This window comes from Shewanella sp. SM23, assembly GCF_025654295.1.
GTDB lineage: Bacteria > Pseudomonadota > Gammaproteobacteria > Enterobacterales > Shewanellaceae > Shewanella > Shewanella oncorhynchi.
Genome location: NZ_JAKKRM010000001.1, coordinates 188,894 through 213,582 on the forward strand (window position 1 = coordinate 188,894; position 24,689 = coordinate 213,582).

A 24,689-nucleotide genomic window follows, 5' to 3' on the forward strand; every position below is an offset into this window, starting at 1 on the left:
ATCCTGTCGCGTTTAGCCATAGCGAGTCGTTGCCATGATCTTTGGGATTTCCCCCATACTGGTCATAGATGAGCCACGCAGTATTAACCAAATTTTAAGTATAAGTTTTGTCCTATCTCGCCGTTGGTATGTTGAGATATTTGGAGTGTGAACCCGCTAGAATTAGGGAGAGTCAATGTCAATCAAGTCTAGTATTAATCCGCCGGTATTTTATTCGTCGGTCTTTTTCATCATCTTGATGGTGATGATTTGCGCAGTATGGCCCACAGAGGCAAACACCTTTTTTAGATCAATGCAGTCATGGATAGAAATGAAAGCCGGTTGGCTTTACATTCTAAGTGTGGCGTTTTTCCTGATTTTTATCATATTTGTCATGGTCAGTCGCTTCGGCGATATCAAACTAGGACCAGATCATTCAGTGCCTGACTACAGCTATAAAAGCTGGATCGCCATGTTGTTTTCGGCGGGTATGGGCATAGGTTTGATGTTTTTTGGGGTAGCCGAACCTGTGATGCACTATCTGGCGCCGCCGGATGCAACTCCAGAGAGTCTTATTGCCGCAAAAGAGGCAATGAAGATCACTTTCTTCCATTGGGGACTGCATGCTTGGGCTATTTACGCGGTGGTGGCATTGAGTCTGGCCTATTTCTCTTATCGACATAAGTTACCGTTATTGCCGCGAAGTGCGCTTTATCCCTTAATTGGTGAACGCATCTATGGTCCTATTGGCCATACAGTGGATACATTTGCTGTGCTTGGCACTATGTTTGGGGTGGCGACATCACTGGGCTTTGGGGTGTTGCAGGTCAATTCTGGGTTGAGTTATTTATTCGAAGGCTTACCTAATAATGCTGTGGTGCAGGTGTGTTTGATTATCGGCATTACTTTATTGGCGACATTATCGGTATTTTCTGGTCTCGATAAAGGCGTGAAACGCTTAAGCGAACTCAATCTGGGTCTCGCGATTATTTTATTGCTTATCGTCTTGATCCTTGGCCCTACGGTTATGCTGTTGCAGGCTTTTGTGCAGAATACCGGTAGTTACTTAAGTGATTTAGTGGGCAAAACCTTTAATTTGTACGCTTATGAACATAAGGAAGATTGGCTAGGAGGCTGGACCTTGCTCTATTGGGGCTGGTGGATTTCATGGTCTCCTTTTGTCGGTACCTTTATTGCGCGTGTGAGTCGCGGCCGTACCATCCGTGAGTTTTTGATTGGTGTGTTATTTGTGCCATCGGCGCTGACCTTTCTGTGGATGACGGTATTTGGTAATACGGCGATTGATTCAATTATGAATCACGGCGCGACCTATCTTGCCGAGGCGGTGAATACCGATGTGTCAGTGGCCTTGTTTGTGTTTTTCGAGCACATGCCGTTTCCTACGTTACTTTCTGGGATTGCGATTTGTTTAGTCGTCACTTTCTTTGTGACCTCGTCGGATTCGGGATCCTTAGTGATTGATAATCTAACCTCGGGCGGCGATAACAATGCCCCCGTATGGCAGAGGATCTTTTGGGCACTGTTGCAAGGGGTCGTTGCTTCGGTATTGTTGTTAGCGGGTGGGTTACAGGCGCTGCAAACGGCGGCAATCGCCAGTGCTATGCCGTTCTTAGTGGTGATGCTATTCATGTGTCTGGGCCTATTTAAAGCCCTGAAAAATGATTGGCTGAAGATTAATAGCGTGCAGTTACACAATACTAGTGTGCAATACGCCAAAACTAATATGAGCTGGGAAGAGCGTATTGGGGTTTTAGTCTCGCATCCTACCCATGAAGAAGCGCAAGTGTTCTTGAATAATGTGGCTACGCCAGCTTTGTCTAAAGTGTGCCAACACTTTATGGCTAAAGGCATAGTGGCCGATCTTGAATATTTAGATGGCCGCGTGCGATTAGTGATCAGCAATGAGGTGAACTTGCCCTTTGTTTACGGTGTACGAACGCGTTGTTTTGACATCACTAACCCGATAGGGACTGAAATCGAGCAGGGCAATACCTTGTATTACCGCGCCGAAGTGTACCTTGAACAAGGTGGTCAGCATTACGATGTGATGGGTTATACCGAAGAGCAAATCCTCGCGGATGTGGTGACTCAGTATGAAAAATACTTACACTATTTGCATCTGTCGAATGCTGATCATGCCCACGTAAGTTAAGTAACGTAAGTAAACTAAGCCAGTAACCTAGGTCGGCTTAGCCATTTACGTCTACAAATCGCGCACGATTAACCCGCAAAGTGCGGGAGATATTGCCCCAAGTGATAACTCGGATTATCCTTGGGGCAATTTTTTTAGGGTTTGTTTTAGGGATTACACTATGTCATCAGTGCCAGGCCAGAGTAAGTTAGATAAAGTATTAGCCGATGCGCGGGAGTACAAAGCTAAGCGTGAGAGCGGTTACCGTGAGCAAGCGTTAAAACTCTATCCTTGGGTGTGTGGTCGCTGTACCCGCGAATTTACCCCAAAAAACTTAAGTGAACTGACTGTGCATCATAGGGATCATAACCACGATAACAACCCGTCAGACGGTTCAAACTGGGAATTATTATGTCTTTATTGCCATGACAACGAACATTCTCGCTTTGAAGAATTGATCCGTTACGGTAGCACTACAGAAACCAAGCAAGCGGCGGCGACCTACAATCCCTTTGCTGACTTGAAATCAATGCTGAAAAAATAGTCTTGCAGGTTTTTAGCAGGATGAGCTTGCGCAGAGGGCGGCGTTTAGTCTTTGTCGGTTAAACGCGCTTCGGCAGCTAACCATTTATCACGACTTAAAATATGCTGGTTTTCACTGCCTTCAAATAAAGCTTTACGGGCGGGAAGTTGCTGACAAATGGCCGCCTGTTGCGTTTCGCTGCTCGTGCGCCAACTGACGATTTCATCGATATGTCGAAAGCAGCCCATGCAGTAGTCTTCGTCATTTAAACCGCAGCGTGCGACGCAAGGTGAAAGCATAGGTGTCCTCTTTAGGTATTGCTGACCGCGGTTTGCAGTTAACAGTCAGTTTGCAGTTAACAGTCAGGTTGAGTGCTTTTAATGGGCGCGATACTAACATTTTTTCGCATAAAGTCATCCGTAGGGCTGATTCGCTCAGCCTAATACGAGACAAGTATTTTTTACACTGGGCATGACGTGAACCAAGATAATCTGCAGCAACAATTCACTTACTCACAGCCATTTAGCAAGCTTAATCAGTTGCTTGAAAAGAGTGCAGCCCTGTGGCAAGTGCGTGCATTTGAAGTGAACGCTTTACCTTGGGCACAGGATTTTCCGCAGTTGGCCGAAGCTGTGTGGGCGCTGGCTGATGATGAGCTTGATGGACTCGATGCCGAGCAATCTTTACTGGTTAAGGCGCTGTCACCGGCATTAAGTCACGATCTTATGGCATTAGGCCAAGATTGGGACTTGTCATTGCTCACCACTGCCATTGCTGATATTGCGATTACCGATACCACAAAGGTAGATACAGCGCAGGACCGCGGCTTGTCCTTTGATGATGAGGCGCACTTTAGTGCTCACATTAAAGGCCGAAAATGGCAGCAAATTACCGCCTTTGTGCAGCATTTACCGCAGCTTAATTTACCTGTGCTGGAATGGTGTGCGGGTAAAGGGCATTTGGGCCGCTTGATCGCTAAAGCTCGCGGCGCCGAAGTGGTGAGTTTAGAATGGCAAGCGCCGCTGTGTGAAGCAGGGCAGGCCTTTGCTGATAAGTGGCAGTTATCGCAGACTTTTATTTGCGCCGATGCCTTTGCTATTGGCGCTGAGCACAGGGCTATAGCCACTGTCGAAACACCAGTTGAACATCCCTCAGCAGCGAATCCGTTAACAACTAACCCCTTAACCGCACAGCAGCAAGCGGTTGCTTTGCATGCCTGCGGAGATTTGCATGTTCGGTTGTTAACGCTGGCGGCCGAGGCGGGCACGCAGGCATTGGCGATTTCTCCCTGTTGCTATCATTTAATTCAAGCGAGCCATTATCAGCCGTTATCCATTCTTGCTCAGCAGAGCAGCCTAAAGCTCAGTCGCCATGATTTACAGTTACCGCTACAGCAGAGTGTGATAGCTAATCCCAAACAGCAGGCGCTACGCCATCAAGAAATTGCGTGGCGCTTAGGCTTTGATGCACTGCAACGTGAATGTCGACAAATCGACGAATATTTGCCTTTACCCTCGTTAAAACAGAGTCAATTGAGCGGCAGTTTTACGGATTTTTGCCTGTGGGCGGCCGAGACGAAGGCTGTTAATTTAGCGAAAAACAGGGATTTTGAAGCTTGGCTTGACGTTGGGCGACAAAGACAACAATTAACTCGCCGTATTGATTTAGTCGCGCATTTATTCCGCAGCGCACTGGAGCAGTGGTTAATCTTAGATCGCGCTTGTTTTTTGCAGGAACAAGGATATGGTGTTTGCGTGGGTGAATTTTGTGCAAACAGCGTCACACCAAGAAATACGCTGATTTTAGCGCAAAAAATGGCGGTATAATTTTGCGCGTCTAAAAACATACTGTACTGTGATGTTTTTTATGAATTATTTCTATATTAGCGCATTTAAGTTTAGTGATAGTGAATTCAGGGCCGTCGTGTTTGGAACCTGCGCTGTGAGACAAGTCTTACACTCAAGATGGTTTTTTATTGAATCATCGGGCTTTTCTTGTTCAAATGTCGCATTAATGACGAATAACAACTGAAAGCTGACCTGCTGGTCAGTCATTCTAGTGAGCGAATAAAACAGTTTCATGAAATATTCCCGCGTATTTATTAATAGCCTGGCCTATGAACTGGCGCCTGTTGTGGTTTCCAGTAGTGAGCTAGAGTCTCGTCTTGCTCCTTTGTATCAAAAGTTCCGTATTCCTATGGGACAGCTTGCCGCATTGACTGGGATTACCGAACGCCGCTGGTGGCCAAAAGGACATCAATTGTCCGACGGTGCGATTAAAGCTGCCCGTAAAGCCATGGTTGAAACTGGGATTGATGTCGCCGATTTAGGTGCGGTTGTCTATACCGGCGTGTGCCGCGATCAACATGAGCCCGCGACCGCGTGTCGTATTGCTGCCGAATTGGGTGTGTCAAAAGACACTGCGATTTACGATATCAGTAATGCTTGTCTTGGGGTGTTATCGGGTATTTTAGATATCGCGAACCGTATTGAGTTGGGTCAAATCAAGGCGGGTATGGTGGTGTCCTGTGAGTCGGCGCGGGATATTGTCGATGTCACTATCGATAACATGTTGGCCGATCCGACCATGCAGAATTTTGCCCAGTCACTGGCGACCTTAACCGGTGGCTCTGGTGCCGTGGCGGTGATCCTTACCGATGGCAGCTTGCCGCTGACAAATGTGCGTCAGCATCAATTGCTGGGTGCATCGCACTTATCGGCGCCTGAGCATCACCAGTTGTGTCAATGGGGTCTGCAGGAAGTGGGGCACAATCTGTACCGCGAGTTTATGCGTACCGATGCCGTTACCTTGCTTAAAGAAGGCGTTGAATTGGCGAAGCACACTTGGGAGCATTTCCTTGAGCAGCGTAATTGGCTGGTGGAGCAAGTGGACAAAGTGATTTGCCATCAAGTAGGCGCTTCAAATCGTAAGCAAGTACTGAGTGCGCTCAATATTCCCCCCGAAAAAGAATTTCCAACGTATCAGCTACTGGGCAATATGGGCACAGTGTCGTTACCTGTGACCGCTGCGATGGCGCACGATCAAGGCTTTTTACAAGCGGGCGATCAAGTGAGCTTTTTAGGCATAGGCAGTGGATTGAATTGCATGATGTTAGGCATTAAGTGGTAGGGTGCATTGCACCTTTTCACGCCTTTGCTTGATGGCTGGCATACATTCGAGTCAACCCAGTAAGTTCATGATTCAGTTGATAGCTCAGTCTTTAGTTCTGTCGATAAGCTAAGCCAGCTGTACATAACCCGTTATTCGCTCTCATAAAGAATCAAGATAGGAAGCGTCATGTTAGACACTCTGTTGCCTTTTAAACGTCATTTTCTTAGCCGTAATGGCAACAAGCTACATTATATCAACGAGGGTCAAGGCGAACCTGTGGTGATGGTTCACGGTAATCCTAGCTGGTCGTTTTACTACCGCAATCTTGTTAGCGCCTTAAAAGACACTCACCAATGCATAGTGCCGGATCATATCGGCTGTGGCCTGTCGGATAAGCCAGACGATAGCGGTTATGATTATACCCTTAAGAATCGTATCGACGATCTCGAAGCCCTGCTCGATAGCCTGAATGTGAAAGAAAACATTACCTTAGTTGTACACGATTGGGGTGGCATGATAGGTATGGGTTATGCGGCGCGTTATCCTGAGCGCATTAAACGCCTAGTGATTTTGAACACAGGCGCTTTCCATCTGCCAGAGACTAAACCGTTTCCTTGGCCGTTGTGGATCTGTCGTAATACCCTGTTAGGCACAGTGTTGGTACGCGGTTTCAATGCCTTTTCGTCTATTGCTTCCTATGTGGGTGTTAAGCGCCAGCCGATGTCGAAATACATTCGCGAGGCGTATGTCGCGCCGTTTAACTCTTGGGCCAATCGCATTTCGACGCTGCGTTTTGTGCAGGATATTCCACTGCGTGAAGGCGATAGAAATTATCAATTAGTCTCTGATATTGCTGCTAGTTTACCTAAATTTGCTAAAGTGCCGACCCTGATTTGCTGGGGTCTCAAGGACTTTGTATTCGATAAGCACTTTTTAGCGAAATGGCGCCAACACATGCCCCATGTGACCGTGCATGAATTTGCCGATTGTGGTCACTACATTTTGGAAGATGCCAGCGATGAAGTGATTGCCCATATCAAAGAATTTATGGCTGACGACCACGTAGAAGCGGCGCCGTCCGAACAGGCCGCAGGTTAATGTCGACCTTGCTTGAGACTGAAGTGGCTCCTTTGGTTGCTCCTTTAGTGACGCCGTTGGAAAAGTCACTTTTAAGTGGCACTTCTGCGTCAGCAACGGTCAATGATGCCAATATTTGTCGTCATCTCAAGCAAGCCGCCCATGCCATTCCCCATCATCTTGCGGTAGCGGTACAAAGCGCTCAGGGCGCTTCTGTGGCGAGTTTGCGTTACAGCGAGCTGGACTTCCTTAATCTGGATAGACAAAGCGATGCAATCGCCTTTGCGCTTAACGCCCATGGCATTGAGCGCGGCATGAAGGCTGTGCTTATGGTCACGCCGAGTTTGGATTTTTTTGCACTTACTTTTGCGCTGTTTAAAGCGGGGGTTATTCCTATCCTAGTTGATCCCGGCATGGGGATCCGCAATCTTAAACAGTGTTTTGCTGAAGCCGCGCCCGATGCTTTTATCGGTATTCCCAAGGCTCATATTGCTAGACGTCTATTTGGTTGGGGTAAGGGCAGTATTAAGTCATTACTCAATGTCGATGACGGCAAAACAGGCTTAGCGGCAAAGTTAACCCGTATCGGTACTGGTGCGATAAGTTTATCCACTCTGCTGCAAAGCACCTCAGTGCAATCTTCTGCTCCAAAGTCTGAATATCCCATGGTGATGCTTAAATCTGATGAGATAGCGGCGATTTTATTTACCAGTGGCAGCACTGGCACGCCTAAGGGGGTGGTGTATAGCCATGGTATGTTTGAGGCACAAATTAAAGCGTTAAAAAACGATTATGGCATTTGCCATGGCGAGCGCGATTTAGCGACGTTTCCGCTGTTTTCACTCTTTGGCCCCGCGCTGGGTATGGCGTCGATCGTTCCAGAAATGGATGCCAGCAAGCCTATTACCGCCAATCCTGAATTCCTGTTTGCCGCGATTGAGAAATATCAATGCAGCAACATCTTTGTTAATCCCGCCTTGCTTGAACGTTTAGGCCGCGCAGGTGAACAAAAACAGCATAAATTGCCCAGTGTGCAGCGGGTGATTTCCGCGGGTGCGCCAGCCACCATTGCCTCCATCGCCCGTTTTAGTAAGATGCTGAGCCAAGGTGTGCCGATTTTAAATTCCTACGGCGCAACCGAATCTTTGCCTATTAGTATGATTGCCAGCGATGCGTTATTTGCCACGACTGACATCACAGATAACGGCGGTGGTATCTGTGTCGGTCGCGCTATCGATGGCGTGACGATTCGCATTATTGCTATCAGCGAAGAGGTTATCCCCGAGTGGGATGAGGCCTTAGTGCTGAATAAGGGTGAAATCGGCGAAATCGTGGTGCAAGGGCCTATGGTGAGTCAGTCCTATTATCTAAATAATAGTCAGCACGATAGCCAAAACGAAAACCAAGGTAATAGCGCGACTGCGGCAGCCAAGATGTGGGACTCCGCCACCAATAGTTTTAGACATCGAATGGGCGATCTCGGGTATCTCGATGATCAAGGCCGACTGTGGATGTGTGGTCGTAAGGCCCACAGAGTCGACGCTACCCTTAACGGATTGTTTGCTAAACGTTATTATTCCATTCCCTGCGAGCGCATTTTTAATACGCATCCCAATGTGAAGCGCTCCGCTTTAGTGGGAGTGAAAGTGGCGAACGAGATAGAGCCGTTAATTTGTATCGAACTCGACCAGTCATTGGTGTGCAATAAGAGTCAGCAGTTGTACCAAGATTTGATCGCCATCGCTGAGCAATTTACGCAGACTCAGGGCATAAGGCGGTTTCTTATCCATCCTGATTTCCCTGTGGATGTGCGGCATAATGCCAAGATTTTTAGAGAAAAATTAGCCGTTTGGGCGCAATCGCAAACGAAAGGTTGATTTGAAACTCCACGGCTTTTCTCCTGCATTTTTTACGTTATATTCTGTGTTCATTTGAACAAACTCGCTTATTTTTAAGCCCTTGTGCTTATTTTAAACTTATTACACCGACTTTAAGTTCATGTAAATGTGCTGAAATGGATACCCTTAATGACGAAAGACCCAATCAAGAGCACGACGCTTGCCCAATTTGATGCGGCTGAACAAACGGCACTCGCGCAGCTCGCGCTTAAGGTGCAACACGCCTTTGTCACGGGGGCGGGGGGATTTTTAGGTAAAGCGATTTGCCTGAGATTGTTAGCCGCGGGCATTAAGGTCACAGGTTTTGCGCGTGGGCATTATCCCGAACTTGAAGCACTGGGCGTAGTCATGCTGCAAGGGGATTTAGTCAATAAAGATCTGCTGCAACAGGCGATGCAAGGCTGCGATATTGTATTTCATGTGGCGTCTAAAGCGGGTGTTTGGGGTGACAGAGACAGCTATTTTTGTCCGAATGTAAAGGGCGCTGCTAATGTAATTGCCGCTTGTAAGGCATTAAAAATAGATAAGTTAGTCTACACCAGTACCCCGAGTGTGACCTTTGCAGGGCAGGATGAATCGGGTATTGATGAGTCTACTCCCTATGCTACAAGATTCCTGAATCATTATGCCCACTCTAAAGCCATCGCTGAAAAGATGATGCTCGATGCCAATCAAGTGGGTGACATGCCACTTGAAAATCCTGATGTGACCCAAGTATCTAGCCAAGTGACGACTCAAGCCACTGCACCCTATGCGTTAAAAACCGTCGCACTCAGGCCGCATCTGATATGGGGTCCTGGCGATCCCCATCTAGTGCCTCGGGTATTGTCGCGCGGGCGTTTAGGTAAGCTTAAACTGGTTGGCCGCGAAGATAAGCTAGTCGATACCATCTACATAGATAACGCTGCCTATGCCCATGTGCTGGCGGCGCTGGAACTTTGCCAAGTAAAGCCTAAGTGTCAAGGGAAAGCTTATTTTCTGAGTAATGATGAACCCATCACTATGGCCGAGATGATCAATCTGATTTTGGCCTGCGATGCTTTACCGCCAGTGACTAAGCGTGTGCCTCAATCTGTCGCCTATGTAGCAGGCGCAGTATTGGAAAGTGTACATTACCTCCTAAAGAAGCAAGAAGAGCCCATGATGACGCGTTTTGTCGCACGGCAGTTATCCTGCAGCCATTATTTTGATATCAGCGCAGCTAAACGAGATTTAGGTTATCGTGCGCTCGTCTCTATTAATCAAGGGATGGCAAGGCTTAAAACTTCTCTTTGAGGGAATGAGGACTCAATGAGGCCTCATTCCAAGCAATTTTTAGGTATTTTCAGATACTATGGGCAATAATTTATTTGCTAGCCATGTGTAATACATTGAGTTTCCATGGATCCAATCATGTTGGCCGTCTGGATAACAAATATCTGAGGCGTATGCCATAGGAGTGTCAATTTCTTCATCGAAGGCTTTTGCAGCATTAAAAAACAAAATATTCAGCTGTGAGCAAATGTATTCAAGCGCGTCAAAATAAGAATAGACAAGCCACGTCATTGACTGTGATTCTTTGAAGTAACGGCAGAAAGGTGGATCAGAAACAACGATGACAGTATGTCCTCTTTCTTTCATCGTTAATAATATAGACAGTTGTTTTGATTGGTCCTCATGGAAGAAATCAACATAATTCTTCAAGGTAATATCTTTAATGTCAGCATCTTTTTGTTTTTGTAGCCATGTAAAAAAACGAGCAACAGTCTGATGTGTTTGTAGGCCAATATTGGAAATAATCACAGATTTTTTTTCAAACTTAGATTGCTCGTGAGCCTGTAAATTTTTCAATATTGGTGCGAAAAGTTGACGTGATGCGGCGTTTTCAAGTGGTACGAAATATTCTGTTTCGCATATTGAAAATTTGCCTTGGGCAAATCCTGAGCCGTTCATTACCATGCCACCCATAAACGGGATTTCCATTTCCTTTAGTGCTTTTGCTAACTTACCCATATGGCTATCACCGAGTAATGTTAATTGGTTCACTGTGGTGTCATTTGAATGATGTAATAATTTGTTCAACGCGTCTAAACGTTCTTCATCACAAACCGTTTCTTGGTGATTTTTCTCACCGTTATTTTGTGCTTTGGTGATTTTTTTGTCAGAAAATGCCGATTTGAAGTGACTCATTACATACTCAACAGCTTTATTTGAGACCGTTCTTCTATTCTCATTGAATCTAAAATCATTGACATTATTGACTGTGATAATTTCAAATGATGGGAAATAGTCAAATACTTCATCATTATCCGCTAAATAACCCGCGACAGCGCGTAGAACAGACTTCGAATATTGGCTTGCAACAAGGATATGTTTATTTGATGCGGTTGCTGTAAGAGGGACTGGGGATACGGTTAAGATCACTTTTATCTGTGGGTTGATACCTTGAATGATGTCTTTTATAAGCAATAAATCAGATTTAATTTCATTGTAATTAAACTGATGGAAAGTAAATATTTCATCATTGAACTCACCGGCAATAACCCCAGGACAATTTGGGTAGAAAACATCATCAATATCTTTCCAGGCCTCTGTTAAACCTAGGGTAAAAATAAGCACATTCGTTGCTCTTAGCGTATTGAATAGTTCGTTTTTTGCAGATATCCGTGCCTCTCGTAACGCTTCTTCAGAGCTAAACCCATCAGGGTGTACATTGGGTCTCAATAGATCGATATAGCGTTCTGCATTCTTGTCATAAAAAATATCAAATCTGTGGGAATGAGCAGGATCTAAGGTTAACCATTGAAGAAAGCATCTAGGGGTATATACATTGCCAAAGGCAAAGCTGGATATTTGTCGACTGTCGAGTTTGCTGCGATTAAATGGATAATTATTATCGATCATCCATTTACCCACATGTTGAGCAAAGCATGAACCAACAGATGAAATGCTGCTATTGTCTTTTGATATGAGCAAATTATGAATTGATTGAAAAGGCACTTTGCCTAAATCAATTTTCGCAACGCCAGTTTTCCAAAAATATTGTTCTGCTTGTTCACTGTAAGGAGTAAGAAACTGTGTGTTCATGATTAAATTCCATTTTAATGAGTTATTATATAAATAACTGGAAATGATAAAAGCAAACAAAAGCATGAGTAAGATGCTAAAAAATGATCGGTGCGTTACGAAATGGTTAGTATGCCAATGGCTTTCAACCTGAATACTGATTTACTAAATAAATGATTCTAAACTAGTTATTAACTCATTACATGTATACTTGACCACAATAGATTTAAATTTATTTAATACTCTATAGATTCATACTTTAGGTTTACGCTAGTGTATATAAAATGAACTTGTTCAAGTCTATTTTATTAGCTGTATTTAATAATAAATCTAATTTTAAAAAGGTATCGTATGGGCTGTAGGGATTGTAATGATACAGATTTAAACTGGGCGCTTTTCAGGCAAAAGATTGGTCGCTGCAAACGCTGTATGTGGCAGCTTACGGCTTTATCGGCCATCGGCTGGCCGCTGTGGTGGTGGCTTTATCATGATGCGCCTAGGGATGTAAACTCGATTGCATTACTGTTTTTCTGCGCGGCTTTTACGGGGTTACTTGCTTTGCACCTTATCGTATTGGCTTACCGTCGCCTCAGAGGGCGAAAGTAAGCCAACTGACTTTTTGTTTGTATGCTTAAACTGAGTTAGTTGCCATTTTCTCGTGCATCATTTTTTTCATTAATGGCGCAAGGGCAAAGAAGACTAATGCCATCACCACGCCAATTTGCGCCGAGAATATAAACAGTTGCTCGTATAGCGCCATCGCACTCGGTACGTCACTTATCACGCCGCCTTGGGTATCAATCGCGGCGAGTTTGTTTAATTCGGCGGCTAAGATTTCAGAGTATGAAGTGCCGAGGAACCAAGCACCCATCATCAGGCTGACTACGCGTTTTACCGAAAGCTGAGTCACGGCAGATAAGCCTATGGGCGACAACAATAACTCCCCGATTTCTAATACAAAATAAGCCGCGACTAAGAACCAAATACTCACTAAGCCACTGCTTAGCGGCATCTGGATCCCGAGCACAAGCACCATAAAGGATAAACCTGCGAACAAAATACCGAGTGCGGTTTTGACTGGTTTACTTAGGTCGCAATTTCTACGGGCGAGGGCAGGCCACAGCCAAGCGAAGATAGGCGACAAGCTGATCACAAAGAAAGCGCCGAGGAAGGTCAATTGTCCGGCACTCCATTCGAGGCCGAGCATGTTACGGTCCATCACACGGTCCGAAAATGCTACCCAAGAGCCATAGGTCTGCTCATATAAGCCAAAGAAGACCAAACCCGCAACGATGAAAAGCAGCAAAGCCGACATCTGTTGACGTTCAATCGGATTACAATGTTTCACCATGAACCAGCCAATACCAAGGGCGAGCACTAGTGATACTGAGTGCAAGAACCAAATCACTGGGCTCACAGCGGGTAATAAACTGCTAATCGAAAGTACGAGGGAGTGGGTTTGAATCAACCCCCAGACTATGATTACGCTGCCAATTGCGCTTAAGTAAATCCATTGTTCTGTCGTTATGCCAGCGGTTTTCTTTAAAATCCGCGCAGGATCTCTGGGTTCGGCGAAGCCTTGCAGATGTTTCTTGCCACGAATAAACACCAACAAACCTGCTAACATCCCTAAACCTGCCAAACCAAAACCGTACTTCCAGCCATAGGTTTCACCTAAATAAGCGCAAATTAGCGGGGCTAAGGTGGCGCCTAAGTTGATGCCCGCGTAGAAAATGGTAAAACCAGAATCTCGCTTAGCGGATGATTTAGGATAAAGCTGACCGACTATGGTGGAAATATTGGGTTTTAAAAAGCCCACACCGACAATGATTAAGGCGAGGGATAAATAGAATACTTGCAGCGCTTGTTCATCCCGTTGAATTTCACCTGCAACGATAACCGCTTGATGGCCTTCAAAGGCCATACCTAAGTGGCCGAGCACCAATAAAACACCACCAAAGATCACTGCTTTACGCATGCCGATATAGCGGTCGGCCAATAAGCCACCCACTACGGGCATGGCATACACTAAGGCACCGTAAGCACCAATCACGTTGTAACCAAATTCATCGGTAAATAGATGATATTTAATCAGATAAAGAAACAGTAATGCTTTCATACCGTAGAAAGAGAAGCGTTCCCACATTTCGGTAAAAAAGCAGACAAATAAGCCCTTAGGATGCCCAAATAGCATTTCAGTTGGGGGCGAGCCTTGTGGGCCCTGCATTGTGTGCGGCGGGTTTTGTTCTATTGACACTTAAGACTCCCATTGCTGGCACTTTATGCGCCGAGCAGCTAATGATTCATTTTATCGTAATGAATTTTATTAATTATTTTTCATTATTTGTGATTATCGCGGCGCTTTTGATCGCTAAAAAACGGCGCTGTTGCAGCAGTTAATCACACTCGGATGATATGGAACAGCCAAGGGTCTTGAAAGTGATGAATATTTTGTATAACTAACATTTTTAGCCGTTCTTTAAGGCTCGCTATAGCAATACTAAGCGGTTAAATTAATTCATTTTCAGTTAAGAAATGAGTGCTAAATAGTGGCCATAATTCAACTGTGGCAGTTTTATCCTAGCGGCTTTAGCCTTGATTTCGCTGTAGTTCGTCGTTTAATGGATAGTGTAAGTTTTATGATTGATAGCAATTTTGCATTATTGGTAGAGCATCTACGCGCTTGTTCGAGGCTGCTATCTAAAGGAATGTCACGAATGGGTGGGTTAGATGATTTTCTCAGGGAAGCGCTGTGATTGAGAAGTGAACTTATTCGAGGCATAAGTATAAATAAGCACCATAATTATATTGATTGTAAAAGAATTTTAATCTTGATAGTTGCATTTTTCATATAAGATTTCACAGTTTATATTTCTACAATGAGTCAATGTCTATCTGCTCAACTTTACTGATTTAGATCAGTCGTTATGTGTTACTAAGGAGACTTATGGAGTTTTTTACCACCCTATTTGTGGGTTACCCGCTTTGGGTTTGGTTAATGTTTTTCGGTTTTGTGCTGGCGTTATTAGCCTTTGACCTTGGCGTATTGCACAAGGATCAGCATGAAATTACCGTGGCTGAAAGTTTAAAGCTTTCAGCCTTTTATATCTGTATGGGCTTATTGTTTGGGGCCTGGCTCTGGTGGTACAAGGGTTCAACCGCCGGTATGGAATACCTAACGGGCTATCTGATTGAAAAATCACTGTCTATGGATAACGTATTTGTTATCGCGTTAATCTTCAGTAGCTTAGGTATCCCACGTTTATACCAACACAGAGTGCTCTTCTGGGGCATTATGGGCGTAATAGTGTTGCGCGCCATTATGATCGGTCTTGGTGCTGTGCTTGTTGCCCAGTATCAAGGTGTACTTGTGTTATTTGGACTCTTCTTGATTTTCACTGGCGTGAAAATGCTCTTCTCAAACGATGAGCACGGTGATATCCAAGACAATAAGTTTTATAAATGGTTACGCACTAAGATGCGTTTTACACCAACGCTGCATAAAGAAAAATTCTGGGTACGTGGCGAAGATCATCAGTTAATAAAAGGATGGTGGGCGACGCCGTTATTCTTGGCGTTGATCTTAGTGGAAACCGCGGATTTGGTGTTTGCAGTCGACAGTATTCCAGCTATTTTTGCGATTACCCAAGATCCTTTCATCGTTTATACCTCGAATATCTTCGCGATTCTGGGGCTACGTGCTTTGTATTTTGCGTTGGCTGCTATGGTGCACCGTTTTGAATACCTTAAATATGCGCTGTCAGTGGTATTAGTATTTATTGGGGTGAAAGTGGGTTTAGTGTATTTCAACCATGAAGGGTTAGTGGATTTTACTATCCCTACGGCTGTGTCCCTTGGTGTGACTTTTGGTCTGTTAGTCTTAGGTGTCCTGTATTCGCTGTGGAAGACGCGCGGGCAAGAAGTTGAGAAATAGCTTGGACGGCTAGTCCAATAACCAATATTTTTCGGCCGTTTAGTCATACTAAACGGCCTTTTTTATATCCTTAATATGTGAATCGTTAAGCTTTACAGAAGATGTTAAAAATTAGTCTATGCTTAATTCGAGCCGTTGTTAGTTTTGGGCTCACAAAGGGAGTTTTTAGGACTAATACTCTTCAAGGACGATATTATGAAACTCAACATTACCGCCATACTTCTGCTCACCGTTTGTTCATTGACAGCAGTCAACGTAAAAGCTGCAGATAAACAATCGACGAACATTACATCTAATGCAAACTCAACCTGTACTGGAGCCTATCCAAGTTACTTCCAAGATCCTGCTTTTGCAAAAACAGGCATGTGGGACAATCAAGTCATTATCAACCAAGCTTATTCTGGCTGGAAGGGGCCTATTTTTAGCCTCAGTGATGCTTATTCGAGTGCCAAACCAGATAGCGCTGCACCTTGGCTTAAATTCAATCCTTTCGATAAAAATCTGAGTGAAAGTGATAAAAATACCCAAGCTGAGCAATACCTCTGGGCTGTGATGAAGTACATCCAAGAGGGAAACATCGACAAAGGCGATGTCAGTAAAGACTGGGATCTGTGTAACAACAAGGTGCGCTCTTGGTACCATATTCCCTATCAGACCTATGATCCCATGAGTGGGCGGGAATTTATCCATGGCTTGACCCGAGAAGCCCCCGTTACTATGGAGATAAAAGGCCAAGGCTCCCTTAAAACCACTATGTGGGCGGTGGGTTTTTATAATCCTCAGGCGGCAAACAGCATTGGCAAAGTATGGACGGGGGCACCATCACCTGTGATGCCCCAGCAAAATTTTGCATTTAATGAAGGCAGTGTGATTGGCAAGTTACTGTTCACTACCGCAACGCCTAATAACTATCCTTTCCTTGAAAATGTACCTGTTTGGCAAGCCAATATCAGTGCCAGTGATTTCTGTGTATGTAAAAACGCCGATGGCAGTGCCTGTAGTTTCCAACAGGAAACAGAGCAATGCCCGCGCTCTGTCGCCGATGTGTACTTGTTGCAGTTTGATATTGCAGTGCGCGACAGCCGTTCACCCGTGGGCTGGGCCTATGGCACTTTTGTCGCCGATGGTCAGTTTAAAGCGAAAGAGAAAAATCCTTGGGATCGTATCTCACCTCTGGGATTAATGTGGGGGAATGACACGCCGCCAGCAACAGTGGGAGCGGCAGCATTCCCTCAAAACCCAATCACAGGGCTTAAGGATAGCGCGGTATTTCAAGAGGTCGTTGGCCGTTTGAATGAGCACACCAATGCGGGACACTTAGGGTGTAATGGGCGTTTAAATGGCCCTGCGGATAATGCATTAAGTAGTTGTTTATCTTGTCATCAAACTGCTTCAGTTCCCGATAGTACCAATAATACACCGGCAATCCTGTACCAATTTGCCTCGTATCAAGAGCCGGGCAGTGGTCAATGTTTAACATCGCCCAGCGCCCTCGATTTATCGATTGACCAAGTGTATTTCAAAACCTTTATGTGTTCTGCGTCCTTCGTTGGACCCAGTAACATAGTCCCTGCACCTAAATATACTCAAGGGCAAAAACAGTGGATTTCTACTGATTTTTCATTGCAGCTCAGTATCAGTCTCACCCAGTGGCAAGAATGGCAACAAGACCAAGATAACCTGAAAAAGAATATCAAAGTACGCGTATTTGATGGCACTTTACCCTCGCGCTAATGTTGGCGTTTATGTAACTAATTGTATTTAGTACGCCATATTTTAATTCGCAGCATATTTTTACTTTTATATTGTATTTCAATAGCAAGGGACTCAAATAGAGTCCCTTTTGCTATTTTAGGGATTAAGAATATGTAGTTTGTTTTGCTGGCTATCATTCTGTAAGTACATGAATATCTTGATAACTACTGTAAAGGTTAATTTTATGTGATAGTTTGTTGGTATTTTGAACTCACAGACGCAAGAGGGAAGCATGCTGACTATTTCTAATCTCACTAAAACCTATGATAACGGTGTTAAAGCACTCGATGGTGTTGATTTAACGATTTCCAAAGGGATGTTTGGTTTACTCGGACCCAATGGTGCGGGAAAGTCATCACTGATGCGTACCATTGCCGCGCTGCAAAGTGCCGACAGCGGCAGCATAGTGTTTGATGGTATTGATGTATTAGCCGATCCTCAAGCGCTGCGTAAAACCTTAGGCTATTTACCCCAGGATTTTAATGTTTATCCGCGTATTAGCGCCTATGACCTGTTAGATCATTTAGCCATTCTTAAGGGCATTAATCAGAGCAAGCTGCGTAAAGAAGCTGTTGAAGGATTGTTGGCACACACCAATCTTTATCAGCATAAAAATAAAGCCGTGAGTGGTTTCTCTGGCGGTATGCGTCAGCGCTTTGGTATTGCGCAGGCCTTGCTTGGTGATCCTAAGCTATTGATTGTGGATGAGCCTACCGCGGGTCTCGATCCCGAAGAACGTAACCGTTTCCATAACTTGCTGGTGAGTTTAGGCGAGGAAAAAGTGGTAATCCTCTCGACTCACATTGTTGAAGATGTGTCTGAACTCTGCGCTAATATGGCGGTTTTGGCATCGGGTAAAATTCTGCTTCAAGGCAATCCACATCAATTGGTGGGTGAATTAACGGAAAAAATTTGGACTAAGACTGTGAGTCAAGCACTGGCACAGGAGCTTGAAGCGCAATTACCTGTGATTTCTAAGCGTTTATTAGCGGGACGCACTGTCCTTAATGTGATGGCTGACACTTGTCCTGAGGGATTTATCCCTGCGACAGCAGGGCTTGAAGATTTGTATTTTTCTACTTTACTCAGTCACCGCCGTCAGGCTGCCTAAGGAGATATCAATATGTTGTTATCAATGCTTAGGTTTGAGTGGCGTTATTATTTGCGTCAGCCATCCTTTTATGTTGTTTCTTTTCTATTGTTTTTAATGAGTTTTCTATCAGTCGTCTCTAACAATATTCAAATTGGTAGCGGCGGTGAGGTGATGAAAAATAGCCCATTTGGTATTACTCAAACCATGTTGATCATGGGACTCATTTCCATGTTTGCCGTGGTGAATTTTGTGGGTAGTACGGCTATCCGCAATCATCAGCATTTGATGGAAGAGCTGATTTATAGCAAACCCCTATCACCATTTGCATACCAATTTGGTCGGTTTCTCGGCAGTTTTGTTGTGGTGATGATGGTATTTGCCTTTATTCCCATAGGGTTAATGCTTGGCTCTTTTATGCCATGGGTCGATGCTAGCCGTTTTGGGCCTTTTGCGTTATCGAATTATCTTGTGCCGTATTTTTTACTCGCCATGCCGACTTTGCTGCTGATCTCGACTCTATTCTATGCGATGGCAAGTCATTTTCGTTCCTTAATGGCGCTCTATCTGACCGCAGTAGCCATGTTGGTGCTTTATACCTTGACGGGCGAAATGGCGAGTCAGCCACAATATCGTACTATTGCTGCTTTGCTTGATCCCTTTGCGCTGCGCACCTTTGCCGAAGTGACCCGTTACTGGACCATTAGCGAGAAGAATAGCCAGTTAATTGAATTCTCAGGACTTGTACTGCAAAACAGGGCGATATGGTTTGGAATTGCCTGTGTATTACTGGCCGTTTCAGGGGTTTTCCGTCAGCCGAGTTTGACTAAGAAACGTGAGAAAAAATCCGATAAAGCAGGAAAAGTTCCCAGCTTAGTGCCTTTGGCACAATTGGCTATGGCAACTGAGCCTAATGGTCGCCAGCAATTTTGGACGCGGGTTAAATTTGAAGTACGGCAAGTACTATTTACCGCGCCATTTGTGGTGTTAGGTGTGCTGACTATTTTCAATTTAGTCGGCCCCATGTTCGATGATTTTGGTTGGTATGGCACATCTAATTGGCCATTAACCCAAGATATGGTGAATAACATTGCCGGCGCGACGGGGTTATTGATGGTGATAGTGCTGATTTATTACAGCGCAGAAATCGTCTGGCGTGAACGTAGTTCAGGAATGGGGGATATTGTCGATAGCGTTCCTGTATCAAACTTAAGCTTTTGGGGCTCAAAGTTAGTATCTGTGGTCATAGTGATGACCTTGCTGTATGTGCTCGCTATGTGTACCACAATTGCTTTTCAACTGATAAAAGGTCAAGCCAATCTTGAGATTGCTCAGTACCTTATTCGACTGGGATTTTATTACCTCCTGCCGCTGTTGATGACCGCTGTGCTGGCGTTTTTCCTACAAGTACTTAGCCCAAATAAGTACGCAGGTATGGGGTTATTTGTTGCTTATTATCTAACGACATTTGTTATGGCAAGTTGGGGATTTGGCCATAGCTTATATAACTTTGGTCAATCACCGACCTTAATTTACTCGGATATGAACGGCTACGGTTGGGGCTTATTAAGTCATGCACTCTATATGATTTACTGGGGGGCTTTTAGCCTTATCCTGTTTGTTTTAGGTTATGGCTTGTACCATCGCGGACCGCAGCAGAGCCTTAAAACCCGTATGGGATTACTGAGTTATCAGCTTGGTTTTAGTGGCAAAGCTATTGTAAGCGTTGCTTTGGTGGTGTTTTTGGGTATGGGCAGTTATTTGTTCTACCAAACAAAAGTGTTGAATCATTATTTAACCCAAGATGAAACCACAGATCTGCAAGCCGATTATGAGAAGGCCTTCAAACAATACCAAAGCATGCCGATTTTAGTGGCCACTAAGGTCAACGCGAATATTGATATTTTCCCTGAAGAGCGAAAAATTGTTGCTAAGGTGATATTCGAATGGCAAAACAAGTCAGATAAACCAATCGAAAGGATGTTAGTGCAGTGGCCAGAGCACACTCAGGCCGAAGCGGTAAAAATCAATATCCCGAATACAAACTTAGGTGAGTTAGATAGCCGCTATCGCAATGCTTGGTTGACCTTTTCGACGCCAGTGCAGCCTGGGCAGGTGGTGCAAGGGGACATTCAATTAGTACGTCAGTCTGTGGGTATTGCTGAAGCTGGCTTTGATATGTCTGTGGTTGAAAATGGCACCTTCATCAACAATTTCGAACTATTGCCCCTCTTTGGTTATCAAGACGGCTATGAGCTGATGGATCGCCACGAGCGCGAAAAGCGCGATTTAGCCGAAAAAGCTCGAGCGAACAAGCTTGAAGACAGCCGTTACTACACGCAAAACTTCTTTGGTGTCGATGGTGATTTCATTCAATTTGAAGCCACTATTTCGACAAGTGCTGATCAAATTGCATTAGCACCAGGATATTTGCAAAAACAGTGGCAGCAGGATGGACGTCAGTATTTCCATTATTCGATGGACAGCCCTATGGTGAATTTCTACGCCATTATTTCGGGTCGTTATCAGGTGGAAAAAACTGAGCACAATGGTGTTGTGGTTGAGGTTTACTACCATGCGGAGCATCCTTGGAACGTTGCGCGCATGATAGAGTCGGTTAAAGATTCTATCGATTACTACACACAAGCATTTGGGCCTTATCAGCATAAGCAAATGCGAATTATGGAGTTTCCGGGTTACCGTAGTTTTGCACAAAGTTTTGCTAATACAGTGCCTTACTCAGAGCGTATTGGTTTTATTACTGATTTACGCAATGAGGATAATATCGATCCTGTGTATTACGTCACAGCCCATGAAGTGGCGCATCAATGGTGGGGACACCAAGTGGGCGCTGCGGATGTGCAGGGCAGTGCTGTGATATCCGAAAGCTTGTCGCAGTATTCGGCGCTGATGGTGTTGGAGAAAAAGTACGGCGATAAAATGATCCGTAAATTCTTGAAATATGAATTAGATAGATATTTACGTGGCCGTTCATCTGAATCCATCAAAGAAATGCCTTTGCTGCGTAGTGAAAATCAGCAGTACATTCATTATCAGAAAGGCTCAGTGGTGATGATGGCCATTAAAGATGAGTTGGGTGAAGAGAAACTCAACGCTAATTTGAAGGCATTCTTAGCACGTTATCAGTATCGTAACGATCCTTTCCCAACCACATTGGATTTAGTGAGTTACCTTGAGCAAGGCACAGATGAAGCGCAAGCTCGCTTTATCGATGAGTCTTTTAATGACATCACACTCTACGATCTTAGGTTAACCAATGCGGTAATGACCACTCTGCCTGATGGTAAGACGCAAGTTGAGCTGAGCGTCTATGCCAGCCGCAAAGTCGCGAGTGGTAAAGGTGAAGAAACCGAACAATCTTTAGATGCCATCATCGATATCGGTGCCTTTAGTGCCGATCCCGATAAGCTAAAGGATGACAAACAGGTGTTATTGATTGAGAAGCATAGGCTGGTCAGTGGTGAAAACAAGCTGACGATCACTTTGGCTGAAAAACCCAGTTATGTGGGGGTCGATCCCTTTGTGAAGCTCATCGACAGAGATACGAAGGATAATATCTTTAAACTCTAAATCCGTTTTGAAACCAGTTTGTTAAAACCAACGCACTATCTGGCATTACCTGTTAGATAGTGCGTTTTTTATGGCAATACCCTTGGCTCATTTTGAAATTAATGCAAATTAGCTTGTTCTTCTACGTGCTTTTTTCTAAGGTGATTGCAAATGATTTTCAATGAGGCGTGATATGAATACCCATCTGCAGTTACAGGTAAACCATTGGCTTGAAAATGATCCAGACCCTCGCACTCAAGCCCAGTTACAAACCCTAATTGATAGCGGCAATGAAGCCGAACTCGCGGCGTGCTTTGCGGGTCGCTTGGAGTTTGGCACCGCAGGATTACGCGGTGTCGTCGGTGCTGGGCCTATGGGAATGAACCGTTTGGTGATCCGCCAAACCTCTGCTGGTCTTGGTGCTTATCTACTTGATCAGATTAAAGATGCCGCCGAGCGTGGCGTAGTGATTGGTTATGATGGTCGCCACGACTCATTTAATTTTGCCCATGATGCAGCGAGTGTGCTCACCGCTATGGGGATTAAGGTACGCTTAACGTCCAAAGTAGCGCCAACGCCGCTGGTGGCCTTTGGGGTAAAACATTTTAATGCGGCAGCGGGCATTGTGGTGACCGCGAGTCATAACCCGCCGCAATACAATGGTTATAAAGTCTATTGGGAGAATGGCGCGCAGATTATTCCGCCCCACGACTCTGGCATTGCCGCGCAAATTGAGCGCGCCGCGAATCAAGCGATTCCGTTTTTAGAGCATGATGACGCAGTAAAACAAGGTAAGTTGATACTCCTGCAGGACGATTTTTACCAAAGCTATCGCCATGGCGTGCAGCAAGCTGAGGTGCTGCAAAACCATACCGCTCCAGAAAAGGTCAGTTTAGCCTATACCGCCATGCACGGTGTGGGTGCCGAAATGGCTGAAACGGTATTGAAAGATGCAGGTTTCACCCAAGTGTATTCGGTTGCCTCCCAGCGTGAACCCGATGGCGATTTCCCGACGGTGAACTTCCCAAACCCTGAAGAAAAGGGGGCGATGGATTTAGTGATTGCCGAGGCGAAAAAACACGGCGCTATGCTCGCCTGTGCTAACGATCCCGATGCCGACCGTTTTGCGGTTGCAGTGCGTAAAGAGGATGGCGAGTATCAGATGCTGACGGGCGATCAAGTCGGTGTGCTCTTTGGACATTACTTGCTATCTCACGCTAAAGATAATCAACGACTTACGGGCACAACGATAGTGTCATCGAGCCTGTTATCTAAAATTGCTCAAGGGTTTGGCACGCAAAGCTTTACCACGCTCACCGGCTTTAAGTGGCTGATGAATGTGGGGATTGCAAAAACTTCGCCTGAGGATCAATTCCTGTTTGCCTATGAAGAAGCCCTTGGCTACACAGTTGGCAGTATGGTGTGGGATAAAGATGGCTTGTCGGCGCTGGTGGCATTTGCCCAATTAACTGCCGAGCTGGTGGCGAAGGGGCAAACGATTTGGGACAGACTCGAGCAAATTTACCGTGAGCATGGCTTCCATCTCAATGCGCAGGTGAGCATTGCGCTAAAACCTGACACGCCCAATATTGGCGCCTATTTGCGCGAGCATCCACCGGTTAAGATTGGTGAGTTAGATGTGCTCTCAACCGATGATTTAAAGGCACTTGAGCGTCGTTTTGCCGATGGAAATGTTGAGAAAATCGACTTACCACCGAGCGATGTATTGACTTACTGCTTAGCGGGCGGGGCTCGGGTGATCGTCAGACCATCTGGCACAGAACCTAAAATTAAGTGCTACTACGAAGTGGTAGAAACTATGGTTGATACAGATACCTTAGCCAGTGCCCAAGCGAGGGCGAGCAAAGCCATGGATGATTTTATTCAGGCACATCAAGCCAGTTTGCCAAAGTAACGTTTTAACTAGGCCAAAACCCTCAACATTCACTTTTATTAAAAGGCTACTGACATCATGCTGTCAGTAGCCTTGTTTTATTCTTGTTGTCGCCCGTTAATGATTCAGTTCTGAATTTTATAAATAAGATTTTGAATCATTGATATTTTTCAACAAGGAGAAAGTGAAAATGTTATCTATTGCACCGTTAGTTTGGGGTGAAATTCCTGTCAGTGATATGAACCGTGCCGTTGCCTTTTATCAGCAGCATTTTGGGGTTGAGTTTAAACGTGACGATATGGAAGACATGGAATATGCGACCATAGTCACCGAAGATGCGAGTGCGGCGAGCATAGGGCTAGTCAAATGCAGCATGAGCCAACCATCGATGCAAGGCAGCACTGTGTATCTGCATTTCAGCGCACAATTGCAACCTTTAGTGGATAAACTGATCGCAGCAGAGGTGACGATTATCCTGCCAGTCACACCGATAAAAGACGGTGAGTGTGGTTATATCGCCTTATTTGCCGATAGCGAAGGTAACAAAGTCGGTCTGTGGTCTAAGGATAAGTAGTCGTAAGTGATTAATGTATTAGCGTCGTGGCCTTAAGGCACGACGCTAAAATCACGCAATTAACTAAAGCATGGGTTTAGATTTCTA

17 protein-coding genes are annotated in these 24,689 nt (G+C 45.0%); 14 read left to right on the top strand and 3 right to left on the bottom strand.

All coding sequences use genetic code 11. The features are described from left to right. Positions 1 to 175: 175 nt before the first annotated feature. Both L5L98_RS00770 and L5L98_RS00775 read left to right on the top strand, forming a co-directional pair. Positions 176 to 2,152, top strand: a complete 1,977-nt coding sequence (locus L5L98_RS00770; protein ID WP_105249669.1) for a BCCT family transporter — start codon at positions 176 to 178, stop codon at positions 2,150 to 2,152. A gap of 160 nt (positions 2,153 to 2,312) precedes the next feature. Continuing rightward, on the top strand, positions 2,313 to 2,675 hold the full coding sequence (locus tag L5L98_RS00775; RefSeq protein ID WP_028760525.1) for a YajD family HNH nuclease: 363 nt from the start codon (positions 2,313 to 2,315) through the stop codon (positions 2,673 to 2,675). Positions 2,676 to 2,719: 44 nt separating this feature from the next. Here the strand turns inward: L5L98_RS00775 and L5L98_RS00780 are convergent, their stop codons facing one another. Continuing rightward, positions 2,720 to 2,953: a DUF1289 domain-containing protein gene (locus L5L98_RS00780; RefSeq protein ID WP_263138148.1), complete on the bottom strand. Its 234-nt coding sequence runs from the start codon at positions 2,951 to 2,953 to the stop codon at positions 2,720 to 2,722. 177 nt (positions 2,954 to 3,130) lie between these two features. Here L5L98_RS00780 and L5L98_RS00785 point away from each other — a divergent pair, with 177 nt between their 5' ends. The 5 genes from L5L98_RS00785 to oleD all read left to right on the top strand — a co-directional run bounded on the left by L5L98_RS00785 (position 3,131) and on the right by oleD (position 10,015). Next, on the top strand, positions 3,131 to 4,480 hold the full coding sequence (locus tag L5L98_RS00785) for an SAM-dependent methyltransferase (protein WP_263138149.1): 1,350 nt from the start codon (positions 3,131 to 3,133) through the stop codon (positions 4,478 to 4,480). 253 nt (positions 4,481 to 4,733) lie between these two features. Beyond that, positions 4,734 to 5,783, top strand: a complete 1,050-nt coding sequence (locus L5L98_RS00790) for a 3-oxoacyl-ACP synthase III (RefSeq protein WP_028760522.1) — start codon at positions 4,734 to 4,736, stop codon at positions 5,781 to 5,783. Positions 5,784 to 5,951: 168 nt separating this feature from the next. Beyond that, positions 5,952 to 6,863 carry an alpha/beta fold hydrolase gene (locus L5L98_RS00795; protein ID WP_263138150.1) on the top strand — a complete coding sequence of 304 codons (912 nt, stop codon included), beginning with the start codon at positions 5,952 to 5,954 and terminating at the stop codon, positions 6,861 to 6,863. Beyond that, the gene (gene oleC / locus L5L98_RS00800; RefSeq protein ID WP_263138151.1) at positions 6,863 to 8,719 is read left to right on the top strand and encodes an olefin beta-lactone synthetase; all 1,857 of its coding nucleotides are present in this window, start codon (positions 6,863 to 6,865) and stop codon (positions 8,717 to 8,719) included. Before L5L98_RS00795 ends, oleC begins: the two co-directional genes overlap by 1 nt. Before the next feature lie 150 nt (positions 8,720 to 8,869). Then, on the top strand, positions 8,870 to 10,015 hold the full coding sequence (oleD, locus tag L5L98_RS00805) for a 2-alkyl-3-oxoalkanoate reductase (RefSeq protein WP_263138152.1): 1,146 nt from the start codon (positions 8,870 to 8,872) through the stop codon (positions 10,013 to 10,015). A gap of 39 nt (positions 10,016 to 10,054) precedes the next feature. On the opposite strand, the gene L5L98_RS00810 is transcribed toward oleD, so the two are convergent. Beyond that, positions 10,055 to 11,806, bottom strand: coding sequence for a GSCFA domain-containing protein (locus tag L5L98_RS00810; RefSeq protein WP_263138153.1), 1,752 nt, complete (start codon positions 11,804 to 11,806; stop codon positions 10,055 to 10,057). 330 nt (positions 11,807 to 12,136) lie between these two features. On the opposite strand from L5L98_RS00810, the gene L5L98_RS00815 reads away from it, so the two are divergent. Continuing rightward, positions 12,137 to 12,391 carry a DUF3624 domain-containing protein gene (locus L5L98_RS00815; RefSeq protein WP_263138154.1) on the top strand — a complete coding sequence of 85 codons (255 nt, stop codon included), beginning with the start codon at positions 12,137 to 12,139 and terminating at the stop codon, positions 12,389 to 12,391. Positions 12,392 to 12,416: 25 nt separating this feature from the next. On the opposite strand, the gene L5L98_RS00820 is transcribed toward L5L98_RS00815, so the two are convergent. Beyond that, positions 12,417 to 14,042: a peptide MFS transporter gene (locus L5L98_RS00820; protein WP_263138155.1), complete on the bottom strand. Its 1,626-nt coding sequence runs from the start codon at positions 14,040 to 14,042 to the stop codon at positions 12,417 to 12,419. A 690-nt stretch (positions 14,043 to 14,732) separates the two neighbouring features. Between L5L98_RS00820 and L5L98_RS00825 the strand changes: the two genes are divergently transcribed. The 6 genes from L5L98_RS00825 (at position 14,733) to L5L98_RS00850 (ending at position 24,602) form a co-directional block, all read left to right on the top strand. Then, positions 14,733 to 15,719, top strand: a complete 987-nt coding sequence (locus L5L98_RS00825) for a TerC family protein (RefSeq protein WP_263138156.1) — start codon at positions 14,733 to 14,735, stop codon at positions 15,717 to 15,719. A gap of 195 nt (positions 15,720 to 15,914) precedes the next feature. Beyond that, positions 15,915 to 17,453 (top strand): hypothetical protein, encoded by a 1,539-nt coding sequence (locus tag L5L98_RS00830; RefSeq protein ID WP_198572166.1) that lies wholly within the window; start codon positions 15,915 to 15,917, stop codon positions 17,451 to 17,453. Positions 17,454 to 17,706: 253 nt separating this feature from the next. Beyond that, positions 17,707 to 18,585 carry an ABC transporter ATP-binding protein gene (locus tag L5L98_RS00835; protein WP_263138157.1) on the top strand — a complete coding sequence of 293 codons (879 nt, stop codon included), beginning with the start codon at positions 17,707 to 17,709 and terminating at the stop codon, positions 18,583 to 18,585. Between the two features lie 12 nt (positions 18,586 to 18,597). Then, positions 18,598 to 22,155, top strand: a complete 3,558-nt coding sequence (locus L5L98_RS00840) for an ABC transporter permease/M1 family aminopeptidase (protein WP_263138158.1) — start codon at positions 18,598 to 18,600, stop codon at positions 22,153 to 22,155. Between the two features lie 172 nt (positions 22,156 to 22,327). Further along, positions 22,328 to 24,049, top strand: coding sequence for a phospho-sugar mutase (locus tag L5L98_RS00845; protein ID WP_263138159.1), 1,722 nt, complete (start codon positions 22,328 to 22,330; stop codon positions 24,047 to 24,049). A 169-nt stretch (positions 24,050 to 24,218) separates the two neighbouring features. Then, on the top strand, positions 24,219 to 24,602 hold the full coding sequence (locus L5L98_RS00850) for a VOC family protein (protein ID WP_006081088.1): 384 nt from the start codon (positions 24,219 to 24,221) through the stop codon (positions 24,600 to 24,602). Positions 24,603 to 24,689: the final 87 nt, after the last annotated feature.